21 protein-coding genes and 1 pseudogene are annotated in these 26,933 nt (G+C 70.0%); 16 read left to right on the top strand and 6 right to left on the bottom strand.

The annotated features are described in order from the left end of the window. Nucleotides 1–72: 72 nt before the first annotated feature. The gene (locus tag DVS28_RS22440; RefSeq protein WP_114593445.1) at nucleotides 73–945 is read left to right on the top strand and encodes a YndJ family transporter; all 873 of its coding nucleotides are present in this window, start codon (nucleotides 73–75) and stop codon (nucleotides 943–945) included. Here DVS28_RS22440 and DVS28_RS28685 read toward each other — a convergent pair. Continuing rightward, nucleotides 905–3,307: a glycosyl hydrolase gene (locus DVS28_RS28685; RefSeq protein ID WP_164710905.1), complete on the bottom strand. Its 2,403-nt coding sequence runs from the start codon at nucleotides 3,305–3,307 to the stop codon at nucleotides 905–907. The genes DVS28_RS22440 and DVS28_RS28685 overlap by 41 nt on opposite strands. A gap of 57 nt (nucleotides 3,308–3,364) precedes the next feature. On the opposite strand from DVS28_RS28685, the gene DVS28_RS22430 reads away from it, so the two are divergent. Beyond that, nucleotides 3,365–4,612, top strand: coding sequence for a BaiN/RdsA family NAD(P)/FAD-dependent oxidoreductase (locus tag DVS28_RS22430; protein ID WP_164710904.1), 1,248 nt, complete (start codon nucleotides 3,365–3,367; stop codon nucleotides 4,610–4,612). 1 nt (nucleotide 4,613) lies between these two features. Here DVS28_RS22430 and ppk2 read toward each other — a convergent pair whose 3' ends face one another. The 5 genes from ppk2 to DVS28_RS22405 all read right to left on the bottom strand — a co-directional run bounded on the left by ppk2 (nucleotide 4,614) and on the right by DVS28_RS22405 (nucleotide 10,138). Continuing rightward, complete coding sequence (ppk2, locus tag DVS28_RS22425; protein WP_114593443.1) at nucleotides 4,614–5,444, bottom strand: polyphosphate kinase 2; 831 nt, start codon at nucleotides 5,442–5,444, stop codon at nucleotides 4,614–4,616. A 104-nt stretch (nucleotides 5,445–5,548) separates the two neighbouring features. Further along, nucleotides 5,549–7,828 carry a cell wall-binding repeat-containing protein gene (locus tag DVS28_RS30035; protein ID WP_114593442.1) on the bottom strand — a complete coding sequence of 760 codons (2,280 nt, stop codon included), beginning with the start codon at nucleotides 7,826–7,828 and terminating at the stop codon, nucleotides 5,549–5,551. 177 nt (nucleotides 7,829–8,005) lie between these two features. Beyond that, the gene (locus DVS28_RS22415) at nucleotides 8,006–8,407 is read right to left on the bottom strand and encodes a type II toxin-antitoxin system VapC family toxin (RefSeq protein WP_114593441.1); all 402 of its coding nucleotides are present in this window, start codon (nucleotides 8,405–8,407) and stop codon (nucleotides 8,006–8,008) included. Beyond that, on the bottom strand, nucleotides 8,404–8,637 hold the full coding sequence (locus tag DVS28_RS22410; protein ID WP_114593440.1) for a FitA-like ribbon-helix-helix domain-containing protein: 234 nt from the start codon (nucleotides 8,635–8,637) through the stop codon (nucleotides 8,404–8,406). Before DVS28_RS22410 ends, DVS28_RS22415 begins: the two co-directional genes overlap by 4 nt. A 46-nt stretch (nucleotides 8,638–8,683) precedes the next feature. Then, entirely contained in the window at nucleotides 8,684–10,138 is a 1,455-nt protein-coding gene (locus tag DVS28_RS22405) for an MFS transporter (protein WP_114593439.1), read from the bottom strand. A 234-nt stretch (nucleotides 10,139–10,372) separates the two neighbouring features. Here DVS28_RS22405 and DVS28_RS22400 point away from each other — a divergent pair, with 234 nt between their 5' ends. From DVS28_RS22400 to DVS28_RS22335, 14 genes and pseudogenes are all read left to right on the top strand, one after another. Further along, nucleotides 10,373–10,738 carry an NADH-quinone oxidoreductase subunit A gene (locus DVS28_RS22400; protein ID WP_114593438.1) on the top strand — a complete coding sequence of 122 codons (366 nt, stop codon included), beginning with the start codon at nucleotides 10,373–10,375 and terminating at the stop codon, nucleotides 10,736–10,738. A 4-nt stretch (nucleotides 10,739–10,742) separates the two neighbouring features. Then, nucleotides 10,743–11,192 (top strand): annotated as a pseudogene (locus DVS28_RS29710) (NuoB/complex I 20 kDa subunit family protein); the annotation flags it as partial. Nucleotides 11,193–11,456: 264 nt separating this feature from the next. Continuing rightward, on the top strand, nucleotides 11,457–12,098 hold the full coding sequence (locus DVS28_RS22390; RefSeq protein ID WP_114593437.1) for an NADH-quinone oxidoreductase subunit C: 642 nt from the start codon (nucleotides 11,457–11,459) through the stop codon (nucleotides 12,096–12,098). Beyond that, a complete protein-coding gene (locus DVS28_RS22385; protein WP_114593436.1) occupies nucleotides 12,098–13,471 on the top strand; it encodes an NADH-quinone oxidoreductase subunit D in 1,374 nt (457 codons plus the stop codon). Before DVS28_RS22390 ends, DVS28_RS22385 begins: the two co-directional genes overlap by 1 nt. A gap of 258 nt (nucleotides 13,472–13,729) precedes the next feature. Further along, nucleotides 13,730–14,626: an NADH-quinone oxidoreductase subunit NuoE family protein gene (locus DVS28_RS22380; RefSeq protein WP_114593435.1), complete on the top strand. Its 897-nt coding sequence runs from the start codon at nucleotides 13,730–13,732 to the stop codon at nucleotides 14,624–14,626. Then, nucleotides 14,626–15,969 carry an NADH-quinone oxidoreductase subunit NuoF gene (nuoF, locus tag DVS28_RS22375; RefSeq protein ID WP_114593434.1) on the top strand — a complete coding sequence of 448 codons (1,344 nt, stop codon included), beginning with the start codon at nucleotides 14,626–14,628 and terminating at the stop codon, nucleotides 15,967–15,969. The genes DVS28_RS22380 and nuoF overlap by 1 nt, the downstream gene beginning before the upstream one ends. Beyond that, on the top strand, nucleotides 15,962–18,400 hold the full coding sequence (locus tag DVS28_RS22370) for an NADH-quinone oxidoreductase subunit G (RefSeq protein ID WP_114593433.1): 2,439 nt from the start codon (nucleotides 15,962–15,964) through the stop codon (nucleotides 18,398–18,400). Before nuoF ends, DVS28_RS22370 begins: the two co-directional genes overlap by 8 nt. Then, nucleotides 18,400–19,806: a complex I subunit 1/NuoH family protein gene (locus DVS28_RS22365; protein ID WP_114593432.1), complete on the top strand. Its 1,407-nt coding sequence runs from the start codon at nucleotides 18,400–18,402 to the stop codon at nucleotides 19,804–19,806. The genes DVS28_RS22370 and DVS28_RS22365 overlap by 1 nt, the downstream gene beginning before the upstream one ends. 4 nt (nucleotides 19,807–19,810) lie before the next feature. Beyond that, complete coding sequence (nuoI, locus tag DVS28_RS29055) at nucleotides 19,811–20,479, top strand: NADH-quinone oxidoreductase subunit NuoI (RefSeq protein WP_174236219.1); 669 nt, start codon at nucleotides 19,811–19,813, stop codon at nucleotides 20,477–20,479. After that, nucleotides 20,476–21,255: an NADH-quinone oxidoreductase subunit J gene (locus tag DVS28_RS22355; RefSeq protein WP_114593431.1), complete on the top strand. Its 780-nt coding sequence runs from the start codon at nucleotides 20,476–20,478 to the stop codon at nucleotides 21,253–21,255. Before nuoI ends, DVS28_RS22355 begins: the two co-directional genes overlap by 4 nt. Then, nucleotides 21,252–21,569, top strand: a complete 318-nt coding sequence (gene nuoK, locus DVS28_RS22350) for an NADH-quinone oxidoreductase subunit NuoK (RefSeq protein WP_174236218.1) — start codon at nucleotides 21,252–21,254, stop codon at nucleotides 21,567–21,569. Before DVS28_RS22355 ends, nuoK begins: the two co-directional genes overlap by 4 nt. After that, on the top strand, nucleotides 21,566–23,581 hold the full coding sequence (nuoL, locus tag DVS28_RS22345; protein ID WP_216826224.1) for an NADH-quinone oxidoreductase subunit L: 2,016 nt from the start codon (nucleotides 21,566–21,568) through the stop codon (nucleotides 23,579–23,581). Before nuoK ends, nuoL begins: the two co-directional genes overlap by 4 nt. Further along, nucleotides 23,581–25,104, top strand: coding sequence for an NADH-quinone oxidoreductase subunit M (locus tag DVS28_RS22340; RefSeq protein WP_114593430.1), 1,524 nt, complete (start codon nucleotides 23,581–23,583; stop codon nucleotides 25,102–25,104). The genes nuoL and DVS28_RS22340 overlap by 1 nt, the downstream gene beginning before the upstream one ends. Further along, nucleotides 25,101–26,873, top strand: coding sequence for an NADH-quinone oxidoreductase subunit N (locus tag DVS28_RS22335; protein WP_114593429.1), 1,773 nt, complete (start codon nucleotides 25,101–25,103; stop codon nucleotides 26,871–26,873). Before DVS28_RS22340 ends, DVS28_RS22335 begins: the two co-directional genes overlap by 4 nt. Nucleotides 26,874–26,933 lie beyond the last annotated feature (60 nt).

The raw sequence follows: 26,933 nt of genomic DNA, 5'->3' as shown, positions 1-26,933 counted from the left end.
TCTGCTCGACAGGCGGCCCCGGCAGGCGTACCATCCGTTCTTGATCGACCGATCGAACAAGGGAGCTCAGGAGTGGTTGTCGGGGTCGTGCTGGTGGTCGGGTTCGGGGTGGTCATCCCGTTGGCCCTGATGTCGGTCGCGGTGGCGTTCGACCGACGGGCCGTCGGGGCCGCTGCGGCCCTGGCCGGGATCGCGGCGGTGCTGCCGGCAGGGCCTGCCGCGGCGCTGCTCGCCGTTCCCCTCGGGGTCGTCCTGCTGCCGATCGGTGTCCGCACGGCGCGCGACCTGCGCGCAGCCACCACGGGACACGGGGTGGCCGACTGGCTGTTGGCGGTCGGCCGGTTGGCAGTCCCTGCCTACGCCCTCGTCGCGGTGGTGTTCCTGCTCCAGCACCGGTTGGGGATCGACCCGGTCGGGGTCGGCAGCACCATCATCCGGCTGACCGCGGTGCACTTCGCTTACGCGGGGGCGGCGACCGCCGCGGTCCTGACCGAATCACTCCGGCGGGCCACAGCGGCGGGGCGGGCGGGCCACGGCCTGGCGGTCGCGTTGCCCCTCGCCCTCGTGGGCCCACCGATCACCGCCCTCGGGTTCGCAGCGGTCCCCGCCATGCAGGTGCTCGGCGCGGTCGTCATCACCGGCGCGCTGTGGACCTGGTCGGCCAGCGCGGGCGGCGTCGTCCCGGCAACCGCAGCTCCGCTGGAGCGAGCCCTGTGGGCGGTCGCTCGGCTGGCGGTGCTGGGCTCGATGCCGCTGGCCGCGTGGTGGGCGTTCGGCACGGTCGTGGGGTTCACCGTGCTGTCGATCCCGACGATGGCCGCGACCCACGGCGTGCTCAACGCCGTGGGTTTCGTCGGGTGCGGGCTGGCCGCCCTGCTGCGCGCGGGACGGGCTGCTGGCCGGGTTACTGGCCCAGCGACAGGGCCAGCGGTGCGGGTCCGGTGATCGAGCCGCCGGGCAGCTCGATCCGCTGGATGCCGTGGCCGAAGGTCGCCGCGGTCACGTACCCGTGGTCACCGTCGACCTGGATGACCGGGACCAACGGCAGGTTGGTGCCCAGCGTCTGCCAGTCGGGGTCGGTGGCGGACCGGTCGAGGGCGAACACGCCCACGTCGGTCCCGACGACCAGGAAGTCGCCGGCGACGATGATGTCGTTGACCGGTGCGTTGGGCAGGCTGCCGGAGATGTCGGTGAACGTGACGCCGCCGTCGGTGGTGACGAACACGTGGGCCGCGTCGCTGCCGCCCCGGAAGCCCGAGTAGGTCACCCACGCGGTGTCGTCGTCGGTCGGGTCGGTCGTCACCGAGGTGATCCAGGCATCCGGCAGGCCGTCGGCCTCGACCAACGTGGCGTCCTGCCCGTTGCTCGCGTCGATCGTCCACAGCCGACCCTCGTCGGTGCCGACCCACACCAGCCGGCCCTCGTGGCCCGGTGCGATCGCGGTGACGACGCCGCGCAGCTGGTAGCCGGTGTTGGGGTCGAGCTGCGCGGGGTCGCTGGACAGGTCGCCGGTGAAGCGGGTCCAGCTGACGCCGTTGTTGGTGGACTTCCACAGGAACTGCGACCCGGTGTAGAGGGTGTTGTTGGTCACGTCGGCGGGGGAGTACTCGATGTCGGCCAGCCAGCCCCACCGGTCCTGGTTGGTGCCCGGGAAGCTGAGGATGCCGAGGTCGCCTGCACCGGCGACGTTGCGCTGGCATCCGCCGTATTGCGAGCACGACCACGACACGGCCGGGTTCCCGGGCTGGAAGACCGACTCCAGGCCGTCGCCGCACACGCCGTTGGGCAGCCAGTCGCCCTCCAGCGGGCTGTAGGTGATCTGGCAACCGTTGTCCTGCAGGCCGGTCACGATGGCGTTGCCGACCCCGACGTCGCTGACGTCGACGGAGTAGTGCTGGGTCCAGCCCTGGTCGGGGGAGGACAACCACGACTCGCCGTTGTCGGTGGAGTGGTACACGCCGCCGTCGTTGCCGAGGTAGACCAGCCCCTTCTCACGTGTCTCGAAGACCATCGAGTGCTGGTCGGAGTGGGGGTCGATCCGGTCGCCGCCGGGCGCCAGCCCCAGCAGGCCGGTGTTGACGTTGCTGAACGACGTGCCGCCGTTCTCGGAGTAGGTCAGGTTCAGGCCCATGACGAACACCCGGTCGGCGTCGGCCGGGTCGACGTAGATCCGCCCGAACCACCAGCCGTAGGAGGAGTTGGTCGCGGTCAGCGTGGAGTTGGTCCGCAGTGCCCAGGTCTCGCCGCCGTCGTCGGAGACGAAGAACCCGCCGTGCCGGCCGTTGGCGGTGTTGGCCACCTCGGCGTAGATCCGGTCGGCGTCGGACGGGGCGAAGGCCACGGCCATGCGGCCGTTCTCGGCCGGGTCCCCGGTCGTGATGTCGGCCACGAGCGTCCAGGTCTCGCCGCCGTCGCGGGTGCGGTACACACCCGAGCCCTCGCCGGAGTAGTAGCGGGCGTCGGGGGTGCGGTGGTGGTCCCACATGGCGACCAGCACGTGGTCGGGGTCGGTCGGGTCGACCGCGATGTCGACCGCGCCGGTGGTGTCGTTCGGGCCGGCGAGCCACAGCTCGGGTTCGTCCATTCCGGGGGCCCAGCGGTACAGGCCACGCTCGCCACCGGGCACGAACAGGTTGCCGGTCGCGGCGATCAGGAAGCCGTCGGCGTGTTCGACGACCCGGCCGATCGCGCCGGAGTCCGCCAGGCCGATGGACACCCACGAGGTGCCGTCGTCGGTGGAGAGGTACGCGCCGGTGCCGCCGTAGACGATCGAGCCGCCACCGGGGTTGGCCTCGCCCGAGCCGGCCAGCAGCATGTTGCCGTTGCGGGCCATCGAGCCGATCGCCTGCGTGAGGTCGTCGGGCCACGCCCGTTCCCAGACCAGGCCGCGCTCGGTCCCGCGCCAGACCCCGCCCGAGGCGGTCGCCGCGTAGACGATCGTCGGGTCGTCGGCGTCGGTCACGACGTCGTTGACCCGGCCGCCGATGTTGGAGGGCCCGAGGTTGGTCCACTCGCCGTCGATGGCGTCGGTCCGCAGCTCGGCGGCCTGGTCCAGCGCGCCGGCGTAGTCGATCGCCTGGCCGTCGATGGAGCGCTGGGAGTCGAACCACTCACCGGGCGCCTGGAGCGGCGGCAGGGCCAGCCGGGGGTCGACCATCGCCGGGGAGGAACCCGACGCGAAGCCCGCCAGGGTGGCGGCCACCACGATGGCGACCTGCAGCACGACGAAGATGCGAACGGAGAACCGGCGGGACGCCTGCTGGATCCAGGACGAGGTGATCCGGGACGAGTGGGTGATCGAAGTCATCGCTGCTTGGTTCGACCCGGACGTGCCGAGTTCCTGCACGGCTACCCTCCGTCGTCGGTGTCCGATCGTCCTCTCCCTGCCCCGCCGGACGGCCTCCTGCGCTGGCCGGTCGTCATCGTTGGTGCGGGCGCAGCCGGCATGATGACGGCGATCCACGCGGCTCGGACCGGTGTCCCCGTCCTGGTGCTCGAGTCGGCCCGCAAGCCGGGCGCCAAGATCAAGGTCTCCGGTGGCGGCCGCTGCAACGTCCTGCCGTCCGTCGTCGACGAGGGCGACTTCCACACCGAGGGTTCGTCGAAGGCCGTCCGCAAGGTGCTGCGATCCTGGCCGCTGGACCACGTCACCGCGTTCTTCGCCGACGACCTGGGCATCCCCCTGAAGGTGGAGGACACCGGCAAGGTCTTCCCGGTCAGCGATCGGTCGGGCGACGTGGTTGTTGCGCTGCTCCGGGCGATGGACCGAGCCGGGGTCACCCTGGCCACCGACACGAGGGTCGCCGACGTCACCCGAGGCGATGGCGGCTTCACGGTCACCACGACCGACGACCGTTCGGTCCACGCTGACCGGCTCGTCCTGACGACCGGTGGCCTGTCGTTGCCGAAGACCGGCAGCGACGGTGCTGGCTACCGCTGGGCGAGGACGCTCGGTCACACCGTCCTGCCCCGCTACCCGGCGCTGGTCCCGCTCCTGACCGACACGGGGGACTGGGACCGCCTGGCGGGGCTGGCCGTCCCGGCCCGCCTGACCGCCCGGGCCCCCAAGGTCGTGTGGGAGGGCGAAGGCGACCTGCTCGTGACGCACAAGGGGTTCTCGGGCCCGGTCGTGCTGGATGCCTCGTACCGCGTGGCGGCGCCGTGGGGCCAGGGCACGGCCCTGACCGCCCGCTGGGCCGCCGCGGACGCCCCGGCCGACTGGGACGTGCACCTGCAGCAGGGTGGGGCCCGCCCCGTGGCCGCGGTGCTGCGCGACACACTGCCGCGCCGCCTGGCCGACCACCTGTGCGGGCTGGCCGACATCGACCCCTCGACGACGCTGGGAGCGCTGCGGCGCGACGACCGCAAGCGGCTGGTCTCCCTGCTCGAGGAGTGCCCGCTGCACGTCACCGGGACCGAGGGGTACCGGACCGCCGAGGTCACGGGCGGGGGAGTCCCGCTCGCCGAGCTGTCGACCACGACGCTGGAGTCACGCCTCGTCCCGGGCCTGCACATGGCCGGCGAGATCATCGACGTGACCGGCCGCCTGGGTGGCTACAACTTCCACTGGGCGTGGGTCACGGGCCGTCTCGCCGGCCTGGCGGCCGGGTAGCTCAGTACCGCCTGGGCACGAACGTCTGCTCCTCGACCGGCGGGCGGACGTAGCCGTGTGAGGACGGGGTCCGGGGCGGCAGCTCGAAGGGGTCGGGGGTCAGGTCCTCGTAGGGGACCTGGTCCAGCAGGTGCGCGATGCAGTTGAGCCGGGCATGGCGCTTGATGTCGCCGTCGACCACCCACCACGGCGCCTGCTTGGTGTCGGTGTGGGCGAACATCTCGTCCTTGGCGCGGCTGTAGTCCTGCCAGCGGTCCCACGAGGCCATGTCCATCTTCGACAGCTTCCAGCGCTTCGTCGGATCGTCGATGCGGCCCTGGAACCGGCGCTGCTGCTCCTCGTCGGAGACGCTGAACCAGTACTTGAGCAGCACGATGCCGCTGCGGATCAGCATGCGTTCGAACTCCGGGCACGACCGCATGAACGCCTGCACCTGCGTGTCGGTTGCGAACCCCATCACCCGCTCGACGCCGGCGCGGTTGTACCAGGACCGGTCGAACAGCACCATCTCCCCGGCGGCGGGCAGGTGGGCGACGTAGCGCTGGAAGTACCACTGCGTCTTCTCGCGGTCCGACGGGGCCGGTAGTGCCGCCACACGGACGATCCGTGGGTTCGTGGGTTCGGTGATGCGCTTGATGACCCCGCCCTTGCCGGCGGCGTCCCGCCCCTCGAAGATCACCACGACGCGCAGGCCCTGGTGCTGGATCCAGGCCTGCAGCTTGACCAGCTCGACCTGCAGGCGGGCCAGCTCCTGCTCGTAGGGCTCCCGCCGGAGCTTGCCCCTGGCGTTGTAGGCCTCCGGGGGGAACACGCGAGCATCGACGTCGGTCATGTGCAGAGCCTCACCCGGCCGGTCGCCCCGGTCAACGCCACCGAAAGGCCGACGGCCCCCTCACCGCAGGGGCGAGGGGGCCGTCGGCACTCGAGGGTTCGTGGCTAGCCGGGGAACGGCGAGGTGGTGAAGGCACCACCGACGCCGTAGACCTCGGTGGGTGCCCCGTCCTCGTCGATCTCGAGGAAGGTCGACTCGCCACCGTTGACGTAGACGACCGGACGGATCGTGCCGCCGGGGTTGGGGGTCGGCAGGATCGCGGAGTCGACACCGTCGATGGTGAAGGTGATCACGCCGTCGACCGGGAAGATGCCGGAGGGGTCGGAGGGGTCGTCGTCGCCGGCAGGCACGGTGCGGCCCTGCTCCTCCTCGGCCACGGCCTCGCCGTTGACCTCCACGATCGTGGCGACGGACTCGGCACCGGCGGAGTCGGCCAGGCCGTTGGGCTCCTCGTCCTCACCGACGGCCTCGACGAACGTGGCCTCGTCGTCGCCCTCGGTGAAGGTGATGTTGTCGCCGGGCACCAGGGTGATGCGGTAGGCGGTGTCGTCGTCGAGGCCAGTCACGGTGTAGGTCCGCTCGTCGCCCTCGGCGTCGGTGCCGGTCACGCTGTCGACGGTGACGGTGACGGGGTCGTGGTCGGCGACGTCGAGGTCACCGACGACCGGGTCCAGGGTGAAGGCGCCGGAGACGCCGTAGGCCTCGGTCGGGGCGCCGTCCTCGTCGACCTCCAGGAAGGTGGACTCGCCACCGTTGACGTACACGACGGCGTACACGGTGCCACCGTTGGAGTCCTCCACACCGTCGACGGTGACGGTCAGGGTGCCGTCCTCGTCGGGCTGGTGGGCGGGCGGCTCCGCCGGGTCGTCATCGGTGGCCGGGGTGGTCTTGGCCGGGGTCTCCAGCGCTTCGCCGTTGACCGCGGTGATCAGGGCGATCTCCTCCGAGGCACCGGCGTCGGCCTGGCCGTTGCCCAGGCCGTCGTCCTCCTCGGTGTCGGGGGTCGAGTCGTCGGCGTCGGCGAACGTGGCGTCCTCGCCGTCGATGGTGACGTTGTCGGCCACGACCAGGGTCACCCGGTAGTTGGTCTCCGGGTCGAGGTCGGTGGCGGTGAAGGTGATGGCGTCGTCGGCCTCGCCCGTACGATCCTCGTCGATGGCGACCTGGGTGGTGGTCTCCTCCTGCGGGGTCACGGCGAGGTCACCGACCTGCTCGGCGGTGCCGGGGTCGGTCGGGTCGGTGTCGAGGGTCACGGTGGTGACCGTGGCGTCCAGGGCGGTCGCAACGTCGGTGCACAGGGTGGCGGACAGGTCCGTACCGCAGATGCCGACCAGCCCGGAGTCGGCGATCGCGAACGCGGCGCCCTCGAGGTAGGTGGCGGTGGCGGGCGACAGGTCGTCACCGTTGGTCAGCAGGATCGGGGCGTCGGCCAGGCCCGAGTGGGCGGCTGCGGCGAAGGCGTTGACGAAGAAGTCCTCGGCGAAGCCCTCGGTCACGATCACGCGGGGTGCATCGCCGGCGTCGGCGGCGCCGCGGGCGTCAGCGATGGCCACGGCGGTCTGGTCACGGGTGTCGCCCTCGGTCCGGTTGACCTCCAGGCCCATGTCGACCAGCGCCTGCTCGACGTCGTCGCTGACGGCTTCGGGGCCGCCGACGATCTCGACGCGTTCGATGTCGCCCTGCTGCAGCAGCAGTGAGGTCTCCAGGGACAGGCTCTCGGTGGCCGTCAGGAGGATCGGGTTGCCGGTCGACGCGGCCCATCCGCCGAGCGCGGAGGAGTCGGCGTACGCGGTGTCGGTGTCCTCGGCCGTGCCGAACGCACGGGAGAGGTAGGCCGTGGTGGTGTCGCTGTTGGCCAGCACGTACTCGGCGACGAGGCTGGCGGTGGCGACACGGGTGGTGCCGCCCATGCGCTGGACGTCAGCGAACCCTGCCTCCTCGAAGGCGTCGGCGACGGCGGGCGGAACGGCGCTCTCGCCACCCAGCAGGATGATCGAGGTGACGCCGAGGCGGGACAGCTCGTCGAAGAGCGCCTGCTCGGGGCCTGCGGTCGGGTCGACGAACAGCAGCGGACGGCCGGTGACGGCGGTGCCCTCGGTGTCGGTGGCGGCGGCCTCGCCGACGCCGGACTGCAGCGAGCCCGAGGCCAGCGCGTCGGCACCGTCGAAGGAGGTGGCGACAAGGGCCTGCTCGGCGGAGCCGAAGGTCTGGCGGCTGTACAGGATCGAGGTCTCGACGGGGTCGGAGACGTCGTCGGCGACGAGGTCGAGGTCGACGACGGTGCGCTCGTCCTGTGCGCTTGCCGCGGTGAGCGGCAACAACGCGGTCAGGACCAGCAGGGCGAGGACGCCCGTGATCCGTCGGTAGGTGGCAGAGATGGACATGCGGTGATGCTCCTCTTGCTCGGGAGTTGGGGGTCGGCAGGGCCATGGGCCCGCCGGGCCGGCGCCGATCGTCGATGTGACTGCAGACCGTGCGCCGTCACAGGAGGAGACGTCCCGCGGACGGGTGGCCGTATGCCACGTCCGGACAGTGCCCGACCGACACGTAAGCCGGCTGGATCAGGCCGCTGGCGGCAGAACGAAGGTGCAGGTCGGTCCTGCCGCGGTGCTGAGTCGGCGGTCCAGGGTGACGAGTGGGGCGTCGAGCCGCTCGGCGACGGCGACATACCAGGCGTCGTACGTGGTGACGTTGTGACGCAGCTGCCAGATGCGGTCGGCGACGGTCTCGTAGTCGAACAGGGCCACGCGGAGATCCAGCAGGTCAGCGTGGGCCAGGTCTGCGGCATCCTGCGACAGCTGTGCGGCGAGGCTGGTCCGTCGGAGGATGTTGGCGACCTCGACCAGCAGCAGGTGGGGGGCGGCCAGCTGGTTGTCGGCCAGGACCGACTCTGCCCAGGCGCCAACCGGGCCGCCATCCACGAGCGCAGCCACGACGACGCTGGCGTCCGGCACCGCGGTCACCGCCTGTCCGCATCCCGGTGGGAGAGGATGACGTCGGGTTCCAGCGTGCTGCCCGTCACCCGTTTGCGTTCGCGCACCCTGGCCATCAGCACGTCAGGGGATGGCCGGCGGGCGAGCTCGATGAGCTGCGCCAGCAGGTACTCCTGCAGCGATCGTCCGCTCGAGGCAGCCCGAGCCGCCAGCTCGTTGCGAGCGTCCTCGGGTACGTCCCGTATGGTGATCGACGGCATGCATGCATTTTGCAGCGACCGCAGGTGGAACGCAAGGCCCCCGGGATCAGATGCGCTGGAGGAGGCGCGAGACGTAGAGGGTCTGGGCCAGCAGGGCGACGCAGCCGGCGATGACCAGCCCGATGCGGATGTCGATCGTCAGTCCGGTGGGGATGACCGCACCGATGACCCATGCCACCTGGAAGACCGTCTCGGACTTGGTGAACGCACGGCCGCGCAGGGACTGGGGGAGGGTGGCCTGCAGCAAGCCGTCGAAGGCGAACTTGGCGGTTCCCCAGGCGTAGCCGGCCGCCAGCGCAAGGAAGATGGCCGCCGGCAGGCCGAAGAACTGCCCGGCGATGAAGGCGGCGGCGGCCTCTACCGCCAGCGCGGCGACCACCATGGGTTCCTCCCGCAGCGCCCGTTCCAGTCGTGGGGCGGCGAACGACGCGAGGGCGTACCCGCCGCCAGCGGCACCGAGCACGGCACCGAAGTCGGCGAGCGGGGCGTCGACGTCCCGGAAGGCGAAGGCCAGCACCAGGACGAGGAAGCCGTTCAGCAGGCGCACCACCGCGGTCGCGAACCGGGCCAGCCGCAGCTGGGCGTCGCTTGCGGGGTGGTCCTCCGGGGTGTCCTCGAGCTCCTGCTCGTCGTCCGCGTCCTCCTCCACGTCGGGACCCGGTGGCGCGTCGGGGTCCAGCGGCACGATCATCTCCGAGGCGATGATCGGTCGGCGAGGGGGTGCGCCCGTGACGTCGGGCAGGGCCATCGACTGCCACACGGCGACCCCGAAGAGCACGCTCGCCGCGATCAGCACCGGGGCGGGGCCGAACGCAGCCAGCCCGGCACCGATCGGGGCGATCAGGCCGCCGGCGAACACGCCCACCTGCGCCAGCCGGGCGTTGGCGGTCACGAGCGCCACCGCGTTGGTCAGCGCCATCGGCAGCAGGGCCGACCGGCTGATGCCGTGGACGCGCGAGAGCACCATGAGCACGAACGCCAGGGGGAACAGCCAGAACGAGTCGGCTTCGAACACCAGCCCGATCGCGGCCACGAGGCGGAGGAGGGAGGAGGCAACCAGCGTGAACCGCTCGGCCCCGGGCCGGTCCATCACCCACCCGAGTACCGGTCCGATCACCGCGAACGGAGCGACGGTGATCAGCAGGTACAACGCGACGTTGCCCCGCGCCTCGCTCGAGGGCACGGAGAAGAACAGCGTGTTGGCCAGTGCGATGGCGATCAGGGTGTCGCCCGCAGTGGACGCGGCATGGGCGTTGGCCAGCTTGTTGAACGCCGGTCCGCCGGCGGAGAACATGTCCTGCACCCGGGTCACGACGGCCTTGCCGGTCGCCCGGGCCACACGCCGTCCGGCCTTCTGCTGGCGCTTGGCCCGGTCCTCCTCCGACGGCAGGAGCATGTCGCCGCCGGGGCCGTAGGGGCCGAAACCGTTGCCCTCCGGTGGCTCGACTCCGTCCGTCGAACCGTCCCACGAGGGACCGGTCGGCGGGGCGGAGGAGCTCATGGCGGAAGCGTACCGGCGAGGGGTGACGGCCGGACCGGTCGGCCGTGCCCGGCGGACCGGGTCGCCTCGGCCGCGGATCCCCACGAGAACCCGCGTCGTGCACTTGTGAACGACTTCACATGCCCTCGCGGCGGCTGCTAACCTGCGCCTCCCGTACGGAGGCGCTTCAATGGTGTCGCCCCGTGGCGGATCCGGACCCCTCGCCCCCACCTCCAAGGAAGAAGGTCACCACCCGTGCTGGTCGAGTACCTGCCCATCGTGCTGCTCTTCGCTGTCGCCACGCTGTTCGTGGTCGCGTCCGTGTTGGTGTCGGCCAAGCTCGGGCCGAAGAACCCGAGCCCGGCGAAGGAAGCGCCCTACGAGTCCGGCATCATCCCCGAGCCCGAGACGGCCATCGCCGGCCAGCGGTTTCCGGTGAAGTTCTACCTGATCGCGATGCTCTTCATCATCTTCGATGTCGAGGCGGTCTTCCTCTACCCGTGGGCCACGGTCCTGGCGGAGCTGTCGTGGTACGGCCTGGCAACCATGGGCGTGTTCATCGCCCTGCTGCTGGAGTCCTACTACTACGTCGTCCGCAAGGGCGGCCTGGACTGGGAGTGATCACATGGGCATAGAGTCCCGTCTGCCCGACGGCATCCTGCTGACCAGCGCCGAGAAGCTGCTGGGCATCGCCCGCGCAGGGTCGCTGTTCCCCGCCACCTTCGGCCTTGCCTGCTGCGCCATCGAGATGATGTCGACCGGTGCCGCCCACTACGACCTGGCCCGCTTCGGCATGGAGGTCTTCCGTGCCTCTCCGCGCCAGGCCGATCTGATGATCGTGGCCGGTCGCGTGAGCCAGAAGATGGCCCCGATCGTGCGCAACCTCTACGACCAGATGGCGGACCCCAAGTGGGTCATCTCCATGGGCGTCTGCGCGTCCTCGGGCGGCATGTTCAACAACTACGCCATCGTGCAGGGCGTCGACCACATCATCCCGGTCGACATGTACGTGCCGGGCTGCCCGCCGCGTCCCGAGCTGCTGATGGACGGCATCCTCAAGCTGCACGAGAAGATCCGCAACGAGCAGCTCGTCGAGCGTCCCCGCAAGGGCGAGTCGATGGCGGACTTCCGCAAGCGCACCGGCTGGGTCGATGGCGAGACCATCGAGGACCCCGGTCGCGTCACCGGATCGCCCGACATGACCGCCCCCGCGCTGCACCGGATCATGCCCAAGGAGACCGTCGCCGGCGGCGGCCACACCAAGGCCGAAGGCGTCCAGCGGCGGCAGGAACAAATCGCTGCGGGCAAGCCCGGCAGCTCCTGGGCCAGGTAGGGACCGATGAGCGACACCACCCACACCCCCGAAGCCGAGATCCCCGACGACCGGCAGCTGCCCGACGAGGTGGACGCCCTGAGCGACGGCCTCGCGGCGCTGCGCGACCACCTGGTCGCCAACCTCGACGGCGTCACCGCCACGGCGTTCCGCGGCGAGCTGACGCTGGAGACCACCGCCGAGCACGTGCCGCAGGTCCTGGCCTTCTGCAAGGCCGACCCGGTCGCGGCGTGCGAGCTGCTGTCGGACGTCTCCGCGGTGCACTGGCCCGCCGGGGCGGCGGAGGTCAACAGCCAGGAGACCACCGGCTGGCCGACCTACACCGAGGTCGAGGACTCCGGCCACATCGACGTGTCCTGGATCCTCCGCTCGGTCAGCAAGTCCCACTGGTTCCGCCTGCGCGTCTCGCTGCCCGACGACAACCCGGTGGTGGCCAGCGCCACGCCGCAGTACTCCTCGGCCAACTTCCTCGAGCGCGAGGTCTACGACCTGATGGGCGTGGAGTTCACCGGCCACCCCGCGTTGACCCGCATCATGATGCCCGACGACTGGGACGGGCATCCCCACCGCAAGGACTACCCCCTGGGTGGCGTGGAGGTCATGTACAAGGGCCACACCGTGTCGCCCCCCGACGAGCGTGATTACTGATGGCTGACCAGGACCCCCAGGCCGGCGCGTGGGCCGACGAGACCAGCGACATCGTCCCCGAGCGCTCCGCCTCCCAGGCAACCCTCGAGCCCGTCGACGGTGAGTTCACCGTCGCCGGCTCCGGCGAGTGGCAGAACCTGCCCGACGCCGTCGAGGACGACCTCATGGTCATCAACATGGGACCGCAGCACCCGTCCACACACGGCGTGCTGCGGATGCTGCTGACCATGGACGGCGAGATGATCGTCGACAACCAGCCGGTCATCGGCTACCTGCACACCGGCATCGAGAAGAACGCCGAGTTCCGTCCCTGGGTGCAGGGCGTCACCTTCGTCACCCGCATGGACTACCTGGCGCCGCTCCACAACGAGCTGGGCTACTGCCTGGCGGTGGAGAAGCTGCTGGGCATCGGCGACGACGTGCCCGAACGCGCCCAGGCGATCCGCGTCATCATGACCGAGATCAACCGCATCACCTCCCACCAGGTGGCGCTGGCGACCGGCGGCATGGAGCTCGGCGCGCTGTCGGCGATGATCTACGGCTTCCGTGAGCGCGAGACGCTGCTCGACATCTTCGAGTACGTGACCGGCCTGCGGATGAACCATGCCTACATCCGCCCCGGCGGCCTGGCACAGGACGTCCCCGAGGACTTCGTGTCCCGGGTCAGCGAGGTCATCGACGAGCTCCCCGGCAAGATCGACGAGCTCGAGGACCTGCTGACGGAGAACCCGATCTGGCAGGAGCGCAACGTCGGCGTCGGTGTGCTGACCGCCGAGCAGTGCTTCGACCTGGGTATCACCGGCCCGGTCCTTCGTTCTGCCGGTGTCGCCCACGACCTGCGCAAGTCCGCCCCCTACTGCGGTATCGAGCAGTACGACTTCGAGGTCCAGACCACCGACACCGCCGACGCCTACGGCCGGTTCCTCATCCGCGTCCGCGAGATGCGCGAATCCATCAAGATCGTCCAGCAGGCGCTGAAGTCGCTGCCCGGCGGTCCCGTGATGGTGGCCGACAAGAAGGTCGCCTGGCCGGCGCAGCTCGCGCTCGGCCCCGACGGGCTGGGCAACGCCAAGTCCTACATCGGCAAGATCATGGGCCAGTCGATGGAGGCCCTGATCCACCACTTCAAGCTGGTGACCGAGGGCTTCGAGGTGCCGAAGGGCACCGTCTACGTCCCCGTGGAGTCCCCTCGTGGCGAGCTCGGGTACCACGTGACGTCCAGCGGCACGAACAAGCCGTACCGCGTCCACGTCCGCGAACCCTCCTTCATCCACATCGGCGCCATCCCCGCGGCCACTCGCGGGCTGCAGGTCGCCGACGTCATCGCTGCCGTCGCCTCCCTCGACCCCGTCATGGGCGGCGTCGACCGCTAGTCCCCCTCGGCCTCGTGCTCGTCCCTCCGTGGGGATGCGCCAGCCGGGTGTGCCGATCGCGGGTTCCTGACCTCGCCTGTGCCCTTGTGAACGGCTTCACATATGCAGGGTCGCGCTGCTAACCTGCGGAACCCGCGCTGAGGCGATTGAATACTGCCCCCGGGGCTGTCATCCCACGTTGAGCACACTGCCCTCGGAAACACCGCCTTCCGAACCGCGGACCCCTCGTCACCCACCTCCGAAAGGCCTGGCACCGTCGTGTTCTCCCCAGAGCTGCGCGCGAAGGCCGAAGCCCTGGTCGACCGCTTCCCCGTGAAGCGGAGCGCCCTGCTGCCCCTGCTGCACCTCGTGCAGCACCAGGACGGCTTCGTCAGCGATGACGGCGTCGCCGAGTGCGCCGAGCTGCTCGACCTGACCAAGGCCGAGGTCGCCGCCGTGTCGACCTTCTACACGATGTACAAGCGCGAGCCCATGGGCGAGCACCTGGTCAGCGTGTGCACCAACTTCTCCTGCGCCGTGCGCGGGGGACAGGCCACCTACGACCGGCTGCGCGAGCACCTCGGCGTGGGTCACGACCAGACCACCGAGGACGGCAGGATCACCCTCGAGCACGCCGAGTGCCTGGGCAACTGCGAGGGTGCCCCGGTCGTCACCGTCGACTACCTCAACTACGAGTGGGTCGACCCCGACGCCGCCGTCGAGCTGGTCGAGGCCGTCCGTGCGGGCAACCCGCCCCAGCCCACCCGAGGCATGGTTCCCCCCGGCATCAAGGCCGCCAGCCACCGCCTGGCCGGCATCGGCCCGATCGACCCCGAGGGTCCCGGACAGCGCCTGGGCCTTGCGACCAAGGACGACGGTGCCGTGCCGACGCCCGACGCCGGCGTGGGATCCGGGTCCGTCGGCGTGATCAGCTTCGGTGGCGCGGGGGCACAGGCCCCCAACGGTCAGACGCCCGACGAGGTCCCCGCTCCCGAGCACGACGCCGGCACGGTCACCGACACCGAACCGCCGGCGGAGCCGGGCGACGCCGACGTGGCCGAACCCGCCGACACCGACCCGCAGGCCGAACCCCAGGCCCAGCCGGTCGCCGACGACACCACCACCCCCGACGACGCCGACGACTCCACGATCGGTGAAGAGGAAGGGATCAGCTGATGCCGCAGGTCAAGGTGCTGTCCAAGCGCTACGACGTCCCCGACGCCCACACCCTCGAGGGCTACACGCGCACCGACGGCTGGAAGGCCCTCAAGCGCGCCCTCAACCAGGACCCCGCCGCGCTGCGCGACGTCGTCAAGGACTCGGGCCTGCGCGGCCGCGGCGGCGCAGGGTTCCCGACGGGCCTCAAGTGGTCGTTCGTGCCCCAGGACACCGGCAAGCCGATCTACCTCGTCATCAACGCCGACGAGGGCGAGCCCGGGACCTTCAAGGACCGCGAGCTCATGGAGCGCGACCCGTTCCAGCTGATCGAGGGGATCATCTGCTCGGCGTACGCGCTGAACTCCCCCCGCAGCTTCATCTTCCTGCGCGGTGAGTACCTCTGGTCGGGCATCCGCATCGAGGAGGCCCTGGCCGAGGCCTACGCCGCCGGGTACCTCGGCGACGACATCATGGGGTCGGGTTTCTCCCACCACATCACGCTGCACTACGGCTCCGGCGCCTACATCTGTGGCGAGGAGACCGCGCTGCTCGAGGCGCTGGAGGGCCGTCGTGGCCAGCCGCGCCTGCGTCCGCCGTTCCCCGCCGTCGCGGGCCTGTACGCCTGCCCGACGGTCATCAACAACGTCGAGTCCATCGCCGCTGCCGGCCACATCATCGAGCACGGCGCCAACTGGTGGAAGCAGTGGGGGCCCGAACGGTCGCCCGGCACCAAGCTGTTCTGCGTCTCCGGTGAGGTCAACCGGCCCGGCAACTACGAGTATCCGATGGGCACGCCCGCCCGGCAGATCATCGAGGAGGCCTGCGGCGGCATGCTCGACGGACGGGAGCTCAAGTTCTGGGCGCCCGGCGGGTCCTCGACCCCGTTGCTGACCGCCGAGCACTACGACATCCCGATGGACTTCGACTCCATCGCCGCCGCCGGCAGCCTGATGGGCACCGGCGCGATGATGATGTACTCCGACAAGACCTCGGTGATCGAAGCGACCCTCAACTGGATCCGCTTCTACGAGCACGAGTCCTGCGGCAAGTGCACCCCGTGCCGCGAGGGCAACTTCTGGGTCGGCCAGATCCTGGAGCGCATCCTCGGCGGCCGCGGTCGACCCGAGGACATCGCCACACTCGACGAGCTGGCCGACAACATCTTCGGCCGCTCGTTCTGCGCGCTGGCCGACGGCGCGACCAGCTCGGTCAAGTCCGGCATCAAGTACTTCCGTGACGAGTACGAGTACGTGATCGCCAACGGTCGCCTGCCCGAGCACATCGAGCCGCACGCGGGCGTCATCACCGACAACGCCCAGACCGATCGTCCCGAGATGAAGGTGGGAGTCGGGCATGTCTGATGCCACCGAGGCCAAGAGCAAGCTGATCCCGATCACGATCGACGGCCAGGCCCTCGAGGTCGAGCCCGGGACCCTGGTGATCCGTGCTGCCGAGCAGATCGGCATCACCATCCCGCGGTTCTGCGACCACCCCTTGCTGGACCCCGTCGCCGCGTGCCGTCAGTGCCTCGTCGACGTCGAGGGGGCCCGCAAGCCGGTGGCCTCGTGCTCCGAGGCCGTCCGCCCCGACATGGTCATCCGCACCCAGGAGACCTCCGAGGTGGCCCGGCAGTACCAGGAGTCCCAGCTGGAGTTCCTGCTGGTCAACCACCCCCTGGACTGCCCGCAGTGCGACAAGGGTGGCGAGTGCCCCCTGCAGGACCAGGCCCTCAAGCACGGGCCGGGCGAATCGCGCATGTACGAGAAGAAGCGCGTCTTCTCCAAGGCCCTGCCGATCAACGCCCAGATCGCGCTTGACCGCGAACGCTGCGTGCTGTGCGCTCGCTGCACCCGCTTCTCCAAGCAGATCTCCGGTGACCCGTTCATCGAGCTGTTCGAGCGCGGTGCGCTGGAGCAGGTCTCGATCTACGGCGACCAGCCCTACGAGTCCTACTTCGCCGGCAACGTCGTCCAGATCTGCCCGGTCGGCGCCCTGACGTCCAACAGCTACCGCTTCGGCGCCCGGCCGTTCGACATCCGCCGCATCCCCGGCATCGCCTTCCACGACGCGTCGGGCGCCAACGTCCGCCACGACGTGCGCCGTGGGGTCATCCAGCGCACGCTCGCCCGGACCAACCTCGCCGTCAACGAGGCGTGGCTGGACGACAAGAACCGCTACGGCTACGCGTTCGTCTCCCACCCCGACCGGCTGGACGCGCCCCTGGTCCGCGGCGGCACCGGTGCGCTGGAGCGCGCCACGTGGGTCTCCGCCGTCGACACCGCCGCGGAGAAGCTGACCGCCGCCATCGACGCCAACGGCCCCGGCTCCGTCGCCATCCTGACGGGCGGTCGCCTGACCGACGAGGACGCCTACGCCGTCAGCCGGTTCGCCCGCGACGTCGTCGGGACCGATCACGTCGACTTCAGGACCAGCCCGCAGGCCGACGACCTCGCCGTGCTCCCGACCATCGCCGGTGACCACGACGTCACCTACGACGTCGTCGAGCAGGCCCCGGTGGTCGTCGTGGCAGGCCTCGAACCCCACGAAGAGCTGCCGCTGCTGTTCCTGCGCATGCGCAAGGCGTGGCGCCAGCACAACCAGAAGATCGTCGTCGTCGGCCCGGTCCTCGGTCGTCTCGAGGAGATCGCCTGGCAGTGGATCCCCACGGAGGCCGGCGGCGAGGCTGCGGCCCTGCAGGCGCTCGCCGACGGTGCGGAGGAGCTCGCCCCGATCATCGACGTCCTCGGTGACGGCACCGACCTGTCCAGGGCACCTGCCGTGGTGCTGGCCGGTGAGCGGCTCGCCGCGAGCCCGGGTGCGCTGCCCGCGGCCAAGGCGCTGGCCGAGGCCCGCGGCGCCGGATTCGCCTGGGTCCCCCGCCGTCCCGGTGCCCGCGGTGCGATCGAAGCGGGCCTGCTGCCGGGCACCCTGCCCGGCGGTCGCCCGCTGGACGCGCCCGGCCCCGTCGCCGAGGCCTGGGGTCGTGTCCCCACCGAACCGGGCCTCGACGCCACCGGCATCCTGCAGGCCGTCGTGGACGGCACGATCACCACCCTGTGGCTGATCGGTGTCGACCCCGTCGCCGACTTCGACGATCCGGACCTGGCTCGTCGGGCCCTCGAGGTCGCCCCGACCGTCATCGCCAGCGACACGCTGCCGACGGAGTCCGTGCGCCGCGCCGATGTCGTCTTCCCCGTCACGGCACCGCCGGAGCGGGTCGGCAGCTTCACCAGCTGGGAGGGCCGCCGCCAGGCCTGGCCCCAGGCAGTGGGCGCCGTCGGCCAGTCCCTGCAGGACTGGGACGTCGTCCGACAGGTCGCCCGCAGCATGGGTACCGACCTCGGCTGGGAGACCGCCAACGACGTCCGTCGCGAGGCCGCACCCCTGATGGCCCCGACCCCCGAACGCGGCGCCTCCACGGCCACCGCCACCGAGATCGACCAGCCGGCCGACACCGACGGCCTCACCGCGGTCTACCTGCCGATCCTGCTGCAGGGCGGCACGATGCTGACCGGCGCCAAGGAGCTCGTCGACAGCCGGCCTGCCCCGTCGATCTGGGTCAACCCGGCCGATGCCGGCACCGCCATCGACGGGCACACCGTGGCCGTCACCGGCGACCGCGGCAGCGTCGACCTGGTCCTCCGCGTGACGCCTGCCGTGGCCCCCGGGACCGTCGTCCTTCCGCGCATCCACGCCGGGGACATCGGCCGCAACGGCATCACGATCGCCGACGCACAGCCTGCCGAACCCGTGGCCGCGGGATCCGCCAACTCCAACGGAGGCGAGAGCTGATGTTGCCCGTCCCACAGATCAACGACTGGGTCGACTTCCTTCTCGTCCTGGGGGTGGTCATCGCGGCATTCGTGCTGTGGCTGCTGTCCACCGCCATGCTCATCTGGGGCGAACGACGTCTGGTCTCCAAGATGCAGTCCCGCATCGGCCCCAACCGCTTGGGGCCGTTCGGCATGCTGCAGACCGTTGCCGACGGCGCGAAGTTCTTCTTCAAGGAGGACATCACACCGAGGAACGCCGACAAGATCGTCTACTTCACCGCCCCGCTGGTCAGCGCCATCGTCGCGATGATGACGTTCGCGGTCATCCCGTTCGGCGGCCGGGGGATCGAGATCGGTGACCGGGTCGTCAGCCTGCAGGTGTGGGACCCGACGATCGGCATCCTGTGGACCCTCGCCATGGGGTCCATCGGCGTGTACGGCATCGTGCTCGCCGGTTGGTCGTCCGGTTCGAAGTACCCCCTCCTCGGTGGCGTCCGCTCCTCGGCCCAGATGGTCTCCTACGAGCTGGCGATGGGCCTCGGCGCTGCGGCGGTGTTCATCTACACCGGCTCGCTCCGCTCATCCGACATCGTTGCCGGACAAGCCGGCTCCCTGATCCCGGGGGGCAGCGTCTTCGGCGTCGTGATCCCCGGCCTCGACCTGATCCCAGCCTTCAACATCGTGCCGATGTTCCCGGCGTTCCTGCTGTTCTTCATCAGCGCGATCGCTGAGACCCAGCGCCCGCCCTTCGACCTCCCCGAGGCCGAAGGAGAGCTCGTCGCCGGGTTCCACACCGAGTACTCGGCCGCCAAGTTCGCGATGTTCTTCCTGGCCGAGTTCATGAACGTCATCACCATGAGCGCGCTCGTGGTCACCATGTTCCTCGGCGGACCCTCCGGCCCCGTCCCCTCCGGTGACGCGTGGTGGCAGATCGCCCTGCAGCTGCTGCTGCCGATCGGCTACTTCGCCGGCAAGGTCATGATCTTCATCTTCGTCTTCGTGTGGCTCCGGGCGACCCTGCCCCGCATGCGCTACGACCGCCTGATGGACCTGGGCTGGCGCGTCATGCTGCCGCTCGGCATCGTCTGGGTCTTCCTGACCGGCTTCGCCGTCGTCGTCCGCAGCTACGTGTCCACCACCGACGACGCCATCGGCCAGATCGCCCCCTTCGGGGCGCTGATCTTCGGTGCCCTGGCCTTCCTCGCCTTCGTCGCCCCGGTCTTCGCCGGTGCACGCGAGGACGAGGCCACGGTGTCCGACGAAGGCTCCGGTGGCGGGGGCGGCGGCACCCGTCGCCCGACCCCACCCGCCGGCCCCAGCGGTGGTGCCACGGCCACACCCGACCCCGACCCCGTCGCGACCACCCCGGCCGATCCGGCCAGCAGCGACGACGAGTCCTCCGCCCCCGAACCCGTGGGAGCCTGACGCGATGTTCAACGCGATGCTCAAGGGCTTCGGTCTGACCTTCAAGACGATGTTCAGGCCGCCAGTCACCACCCAGTACCCCGAGGTCAAGCGGCCCACCCAGCCGCGTTTCCACGGGCGTCACGTCCTGAACCGGCACCCCGACGGGCTGGAGAAGTGCGTCGGCTGCGAGCTGTGCGCATGGGCCTGCCCCGCCGACGCCATCTTCGTGATGGGCGCCGACAACAGCCCCGACGCCCGCTTCTCGCCCGGTGAGCGGTACGGCGTGGATTACCAGATCAACTACCTGCGCTGCATCTTCTGCGGCCTGTGCATCGAGGCCTGCCCCACCCGGGCGCTGACGATGTCCAACGAGTACGAGATCGCCGGGGACAACCGCGACGACCTGATCTTCACCAAGGACCAGCTGCTGGCCCCCCTCCCCGACGGCGCGCAGGAGACCCCGCACACCGACGCGGAGGTCGCTGCCCGTGGCCTGGAGTACTACGAGAACAACTTCGCCGGCCAGCAGCCGCTGGTCAGCAAGGGCAGCGCCTACGTCTACGACAAGCGCATGACCAAGGCTGCCGACGGCGAGACCATGGGCGCGGTCGCCACCGAGCCGATTCCCGGCACCCAGACCCGGCCCGGCAACGAGGACGGCATCGACGACGACGGCGAGGTCGTGGCATGAGTGCGTTGGCCCCGGCCGTCGTCACGCTTGCGCAGACGGCCACCCAGTCCACCTCGGGTGCTGCCGAGTTCTGGGTGTTCTGGCTGATCGCCCCCCTCTCGCTGGCTGCCGCGATCAGCGTCGTGGTGCTGAAGAACCCGGTCCACGCCGCCCTGATGCTCGTCATCAACTTCTTCACCTTCGCGGTGTTCTACGCGGTGCTGCAGGCGCAGTTCCTGGCCACCATCCAGGTCATCGTCTACGCCGGCGCGATCATGATCCTGTTCCTGTTCGTGCTGATGCTGCTCGGCGTCGACAAGAGCGTCGAGTCCGGACCGGGCAGGATCCGTGGCCAGAAGGTCGCGGCGATCGTGCTCGGCATCGGCCTGTTCATGGGCCTGACCGCCACGGTGGCGGGCCCGTACATGGGCACCGACAGCGCCTGCAACATCTCCGGCGCGGTCGAGGAGTCGATCGCCGACCAGGGTGCGGCCGCCCGGCCCTGTGTGGGCCTCGAGGGCCAGAACGCCGCCGAGGGCGGCAACGTCGCCCAGATCGGCCGGCTCATCTTCGGCCGCTACGTCTGGCCCTTCGAGGTCACGAGCGTCCTGCTGGTCATCGCCGCCATCGGCGCGATGGTCCTCGGCCGACGCACCGACAACATGACCGACCTCGTCGACTCCGGCACCGCGGCCGAACCGGGCGTCCCCCACGAGCCCGTGTCCATCCCCGCTGGCGAGACCACAACCCCGGCCGCCGAGCTCGACGACCACACCCACGGGGAGGAAGGCCAATGAGCCCCGCTGCAGGCATCCCGGCCGGCTACTACCTGCTGCTGGCCGCTGCCTTGTTCTCGATCGGGATCGTCGGCGTCCTCGTGCGCCGGAACCTGATCGTCATGTTCATGTGCATCGAGCTGATGCTGAACTCGGTCAACCTGACCCTGGTCGCCTTCAGCCGCATCAACGGCAACCTCGACGGGCAGGTCCTGTCCTTCTTCGTGATGGTCGTCGCTGCGGCCGAGGTCACCGTCGGCCTCGCGCTGATCGTGAACCTGTTCCGACTCCGGGCGTCCATCGACGCCGACGACGCAGATCGGCTCCGCTCGTGACCGGCTCCCTGCTGTCCCCGCTGCTCGTCCCCGTCCTCGCGACCGAGGGCGGCGGGCACCCCTTCGAGCACATCTCCACCGCAGCCGCCGGGTCGGTCATCGACCTGGCCTGGCTGATCCCGGTCGTGCCGGCGATCAGCGCCGGGCTCCTGCTGCTGTTCGGCCGTCGCCTGGGTCGCCTGACCTCCGGCGTGGCCATCACTGCCATCGGCTTCTCCGCCACCATGGCGACCCTGGTCCTGCTCGAGCTGCTGAGTCACCCGTCAGGCGACCGCACGTTCGTCGTGGACGTGGCGGCGTGGCTGGACATCGCCGGGTTCACGGTGAACTGGTCGATGCTGGTCGACCCGCTGTCGGCCGTGATGCTGATGCTGGTCACCTGGGTCGGCCTGCTGATCCACGTGTACTCGCTGGGCTACATGTCACACGACTCGCGGTACGAACGGTTCTTCGCCTACCTGAACCTGTTCGCCGCCTCGATGCTGGTGCTGGTCCTCGGCTCGAGCTTCCTCGTCCTGTTCGTCGGCTGGGAGCTCGTCGGGCTGTCCTCCTACCTCCTCATCGGCTTCTGGTTCGAGAAGAAGGAGTACGCCGCCGCCGCCAAGAAGGCGTTCGTCACCAACCGCATCGGTGACGTCGGCTTCATGGTCGCGATGTTCATCGTCTTCGCGACCTTCGGGTCCCTGGAGTTCGCCGAGGTCCTCCCCGCGATCGGCACCGCCGCGACCGGGACGCTGGTCGCCATCGGGCTGCTGCTGTTCGTCGGCGCGACCGGCAAGTCCGCGCAGATCCCGCTGTACGTCTGGCTGCCCGACGCCATGGCCGGTCCGACCCCCGTGTCGGCCCTGATCCACGCGGCCACGATGGTGACCGCGGGTGTCTACCTGATCGCCCGCACCTCGCCGCTGTACGCCGCGATCCCCGACATCGGCCTGATCGTCGCCTGGGTGGGTGGCGCCACCGCGTTCGTCGCGGCCGCCATCGCCTGCGCCCAGGTCGACCTGAAGAAGATCCTCGCCTACTCCACCGTCAGCCAGCTGGGGTACATGTTCATCGGTGTGGGGGTCGGCGACTACACCGCCGGCGTCTTCCACCTGCTGACCCACGGCTTCTTCAAGGCGCTGCTGTTCCTCGCCGCCGGTTCGGTCATGCACGCGATGGCCGACCGCACCGACATCCGCCAGATGGGCGGACTGTGGCGCAAGATGCCGATCACCGGCACGACCTCGCTGATCGCGGTCCTCGCGATCGCCGGGTTCCCCTTCTCCTCGGGCTTCTACTCCAAGGAGGAGATCCTCGCCGCCGCGGCCGAGACCGCTGGCACCGAGGCGCTCTGGGTGCTCGGCCTGCTGGTCGCCGGCATGACCGCCTTCTACATGGTCCGCTGGTTCCTGCTGATCTTCACCGGACCCAAGCGCTGGGAGGGGGTCACCGACGACGCGGGCAAGGCGGTCTTCCATCCGCACGAGTCGCCGCCGTCCATGACGCTGCCCCTGCTCCTGCTGGCCGTCGCGGCGGCCTTCGGTGGACTGCTGAACACCTCGCCCGAGGACGGCTGGCTGCACGGCTGGCTCGGCAACACCGTCGAGGCGTTCCACCACACCAGCGAGATCATCCCCGTGTCCTGGCACCTGCCGGCCGCGCTGGCCGTCGCCGCGATCGGCGTCGCGATCTCCATCTGGATGTTCCGCGGCACCGACGCCAAGAAGGTCCAGACCATCGGCGTGGGCGGCGGCCTCGTGTCGATCGCCCGCAACAAGTTCTACGTCGACGAGTTCTACGAGTTCTTCACCGTCAAGGTCGGTGGCGCGCTGGCCCGTGGCCTGTCCCGGGTGGACAAGGGCGGCGTCGACGGCATCGTCAACGGCGCTGCCGGCGTGACCCGGTCCTTCGCCGGCCAGGCCCGTCGCACCCAGACCGGCTACGTCCGCTCCTACGCGCTGGGCATCGTCGCCGGCACCATCTTCCTCGGCGCGCTCGTCGCGTTCGCCTTCATCGGAGGCTCCGTCTGATGTCCGGCAACATCCTCACCCTGCTGGTCGCGATCCCCGCGGTCGCGGCGCTGCTGCTGGCCTTCGTGCCACGCGAGAACACCGGCCTGTTCCGGATCGGCGCTGCGGTCGGCACCGTCGCCACCTTCCTGGTGTCGATCGTGGTCATGGCCGACTTCGCCGTCGGCACGGCCGAGGTCCAGATGATCGAGTCCAAGGCGTGGATCCCCGAGTGGGGCATCACCTACGTCCTCGGCCTCGACGGCATCAGCGTGCTCCTGGTCCTGCTGACGACCTTCATCTTCCCGCTGGTCGTGCTGGCATCCTGGGAGCACACCGACCGGACCAAGGGCTTCTTCATCGCCCTCCTGGTCCTCGAGTCCGCCCTGATCGGCGTCTTCATGGCGCTGGACCTGGTGCTCTTCTACCTGTTCTTCGAGATCATGCTGATCCCCATGTACGCCCTGATCGGGGTGTGGGGTGGCGCCAACCGGCGCTACGCATCGGTCAAGTTCTTCCTGTACACGCTGGTCGGCGGCCTGCTGATGCTCGTCGGCATCCTGTACCTGTCGTTCCAGGCCGGCGGGTCCTTCGCCTACGCCGACGTGCTGGCGGTCGACCTGACCCGCGGCGAGCAGATCTGGCTCTTCTGGGCCTTCTTCCTGGCGTTTGCGATCAAGCTGCCGCTGTTCCCGCTGCACACGTGGCTGCCCGACGCCCACACCGAGGCGCCCACCGTCGGCTCGGTCGTGCTGGCGGCGGTCATGCTGAAGATCGGTGGCTACGGCTTCCTGCGGTTCAACCTGCCGCTGTTCCCCGAGGCCACCGACCTCTACGTCGGGCCGATCCTGGCCGCCGGCGTGATCGGTGTCCTGTACGGGGCGCTGGTCGCCCTGGTGCAGTCCGACATCAAGAAGCTGGTCGCCTACTCCTCGGTCGCCCACCTCGGCTTCGTCGCCATCGGCATCTTCGCCCTGCAGCCCACCGCAGCCAGCGGGTCGGTCGTGCAGATGGTCAACCACGGCATCACCACCGGTGCGCTGTTCCTGCTGATCGGGTTCATGTACGAGCGCACGCACTCGCGTGAGATCGCGGCGTACTCCGGCCTGATGAAGGCCACGCCGATCTTCGGTGGGCTGTTCCTCGTGAGCACGATGTCCTCGATCGCCCTGCCCGGCCTCAACGGCTTCGTGGGCGAGTTCCCGATCCTGATGGGGACCTACCAGACGGTGCCGTGGGCGGCGATCGCTGCCGCGTTCGGCGTGATCTTCGCCGCCCTGTACCTGCTCTGGGCCTACCAGCGCATGTTCCACGGCCCCATCGGCGGCCACGCCGAGACCATGACCGACCTCAACACCCGCGAGATCGCCGTGATGGCCCCGCTCGTGGTGCTGATGCTGGCCATCGGCCTGTACCCCAAGCCCCTGTACGACATCGTCAACCCTTCGGTGGAGGCGGTGATCCAGCAGGTGGATGCAGATCTGGCTGCCGTGGACGCCGCCGCGACCGAGGCGGAGACCGCCCTGGAGGGTGAGGACCAGTGACCTCCCTGCTCGCGCATCCCGTGCTGGCCCAGACGGGCGCACAGATCGTCGACTTCCCGTGGGCGGCGATCAGCCCCGAGCTGGTGCTCTTCGGCGTCGGCATCCTGGCCCTGCTGCTGGACACCGCCGGCGTCACCCCGACCGGACGCAACAACCGCAACCGCCTGCAGGCTTCCTTCGTCGCGGGTGGCGTCATCCTCGCCTGCTGTGGCGCGGCCTACTGGCAGAACGCCTCCACCACCGGTTCCAACGTGCCGTTGCTGGCAGGGATCGTCGCCGTCGGCGCGGTCGTGCAGTTCGGCCTGACGGCCTGGCTGAAGGACACCCCTCGTCGCCTCGGCGCCGTCATCACCTTCCTCGGCTTCGCCGCCGCGCTGGGTGTGACCATCTGGCAGTGGCAGACCTACGCCGGACAGCTCGTCGCCGTCAGCGGTGGGCAGGACGCCGTGGCGCTGGTCGGCACCGACTCGTTGCTCGCGGGCATGGCAGCCGTCGACGGCGTCGCCCTGTTCACCCGCTTCTCGGTGTGCCTGGCCGGCATGATCACCATCCCGATCGGCTTCGCCTACATGGAGGAGCGCCAGATCCACCGCGGCGAGTACTACCCGCTGCTGCTGTTCGCTGCGACCGGCATGACCTTGCTGGCCGCCGCCAACGACCTGATCCTCGTTTTCATCGCCGTGGAGATCCTCTCCCTCGCGCTGTACGTCATGGCTGGCCTCGCCAAGCGTGACCTGAACAGCCAGGAGTCGGCGATGAAGTACTTCCTGCTGGGGGCGTTCTCCTCCGCCCTGCTGCTGTACGGCATCGCCCTGTGCTACGGCGTGGCGGGCTCCACCAACATCCCTGAGGTCGGCCGGGCGCTTGCCTCGCTGACCGCCCCCGACGGCCTGACCGTCGTGGCCCTGGTGATGCTGTTGGTCGGCTTCGCGTTCAAGACCGCGCTGGTGCCGTTCCACTTCTGGACCCCGGACGTCTACCAGGGCGCCCCGACCCCGGTTACCGGCTTCATGGCCGCGGCCACCAAGGCTGCTGCGTTCGCCGCGTTCGTCCGGGTCTTCGTCGGTGCGCTGGCCCCCCTCCAGTGGATCTGGGCGCCCGTCATCATCGGCGTGGCCGTCGTCACCATGATCGGCGGCGCAGTCCTGGCGATCGTGCAGACCGACGTCAAGCGCATCCTCGCCTACTCCGCGGTCGCCCACGCTGGCTACGTGGCCATCGGCCTGGTCTCCATCAGCCCGCTCGGGGCGGACGGGACACGGGCCGCCGGTCGTGAGTCCGTCGGCGCGATCCTGCTGTACCTGCTGGTCTACACGTTCATGTCGGTCGGCTCCTTCGGGGTCGTGGCGTTCTTCGAGCGTCGCCTCAAGAAGTCCGTGACCCTCGATGACCTCCGTGGCCTCGGCCGCCGGTATCCGCAACCCGCCATGGCGCTGGGGCTGTTCCTGATCTCCCTCGCCGGCATCCCGGGTACCGCCGGGTTCACCGCCAAGTTCGCGATCTTCCGGGCGGGCATCGACGCCGGTCAGCTGCTGCTGGTCATCGTCGGTGTCGTCTCCAGCGTGATCGCCGCCTTCTTCTACCTGCGGATCATCGCCTCGATGTTCGTGGAGGACGAGACGGCGACGTCGCTGGCCATCGCCGACCCGCCCCGATCCGACGCGGCCATGCTCGGTATCGGCCTGGCTGCCGTGGCCGTCGTCGTGCTGGGTGTCCTGCCCGGCGCGCTGGTGAGCCTCGCGCAGCAGGCAGGTACGTTTGCTGGGTGACCGACCACGCCCCGACCGCCGCTGACCGGACTCCCATGGGTCCGGTCCCGAGGATCATCC

The organism is Euzebya pacifica (assembly GCF_003344865.1).
Lineage (GTDB): Bacteria > Actinomycetota > Nitriliruptoria > Euzebyales > Euzebyaceae > Euzebya > Euzebya pacifica.
This window is presented reverse-complemented; position numbering and strand designations above follow the sequence as displayed.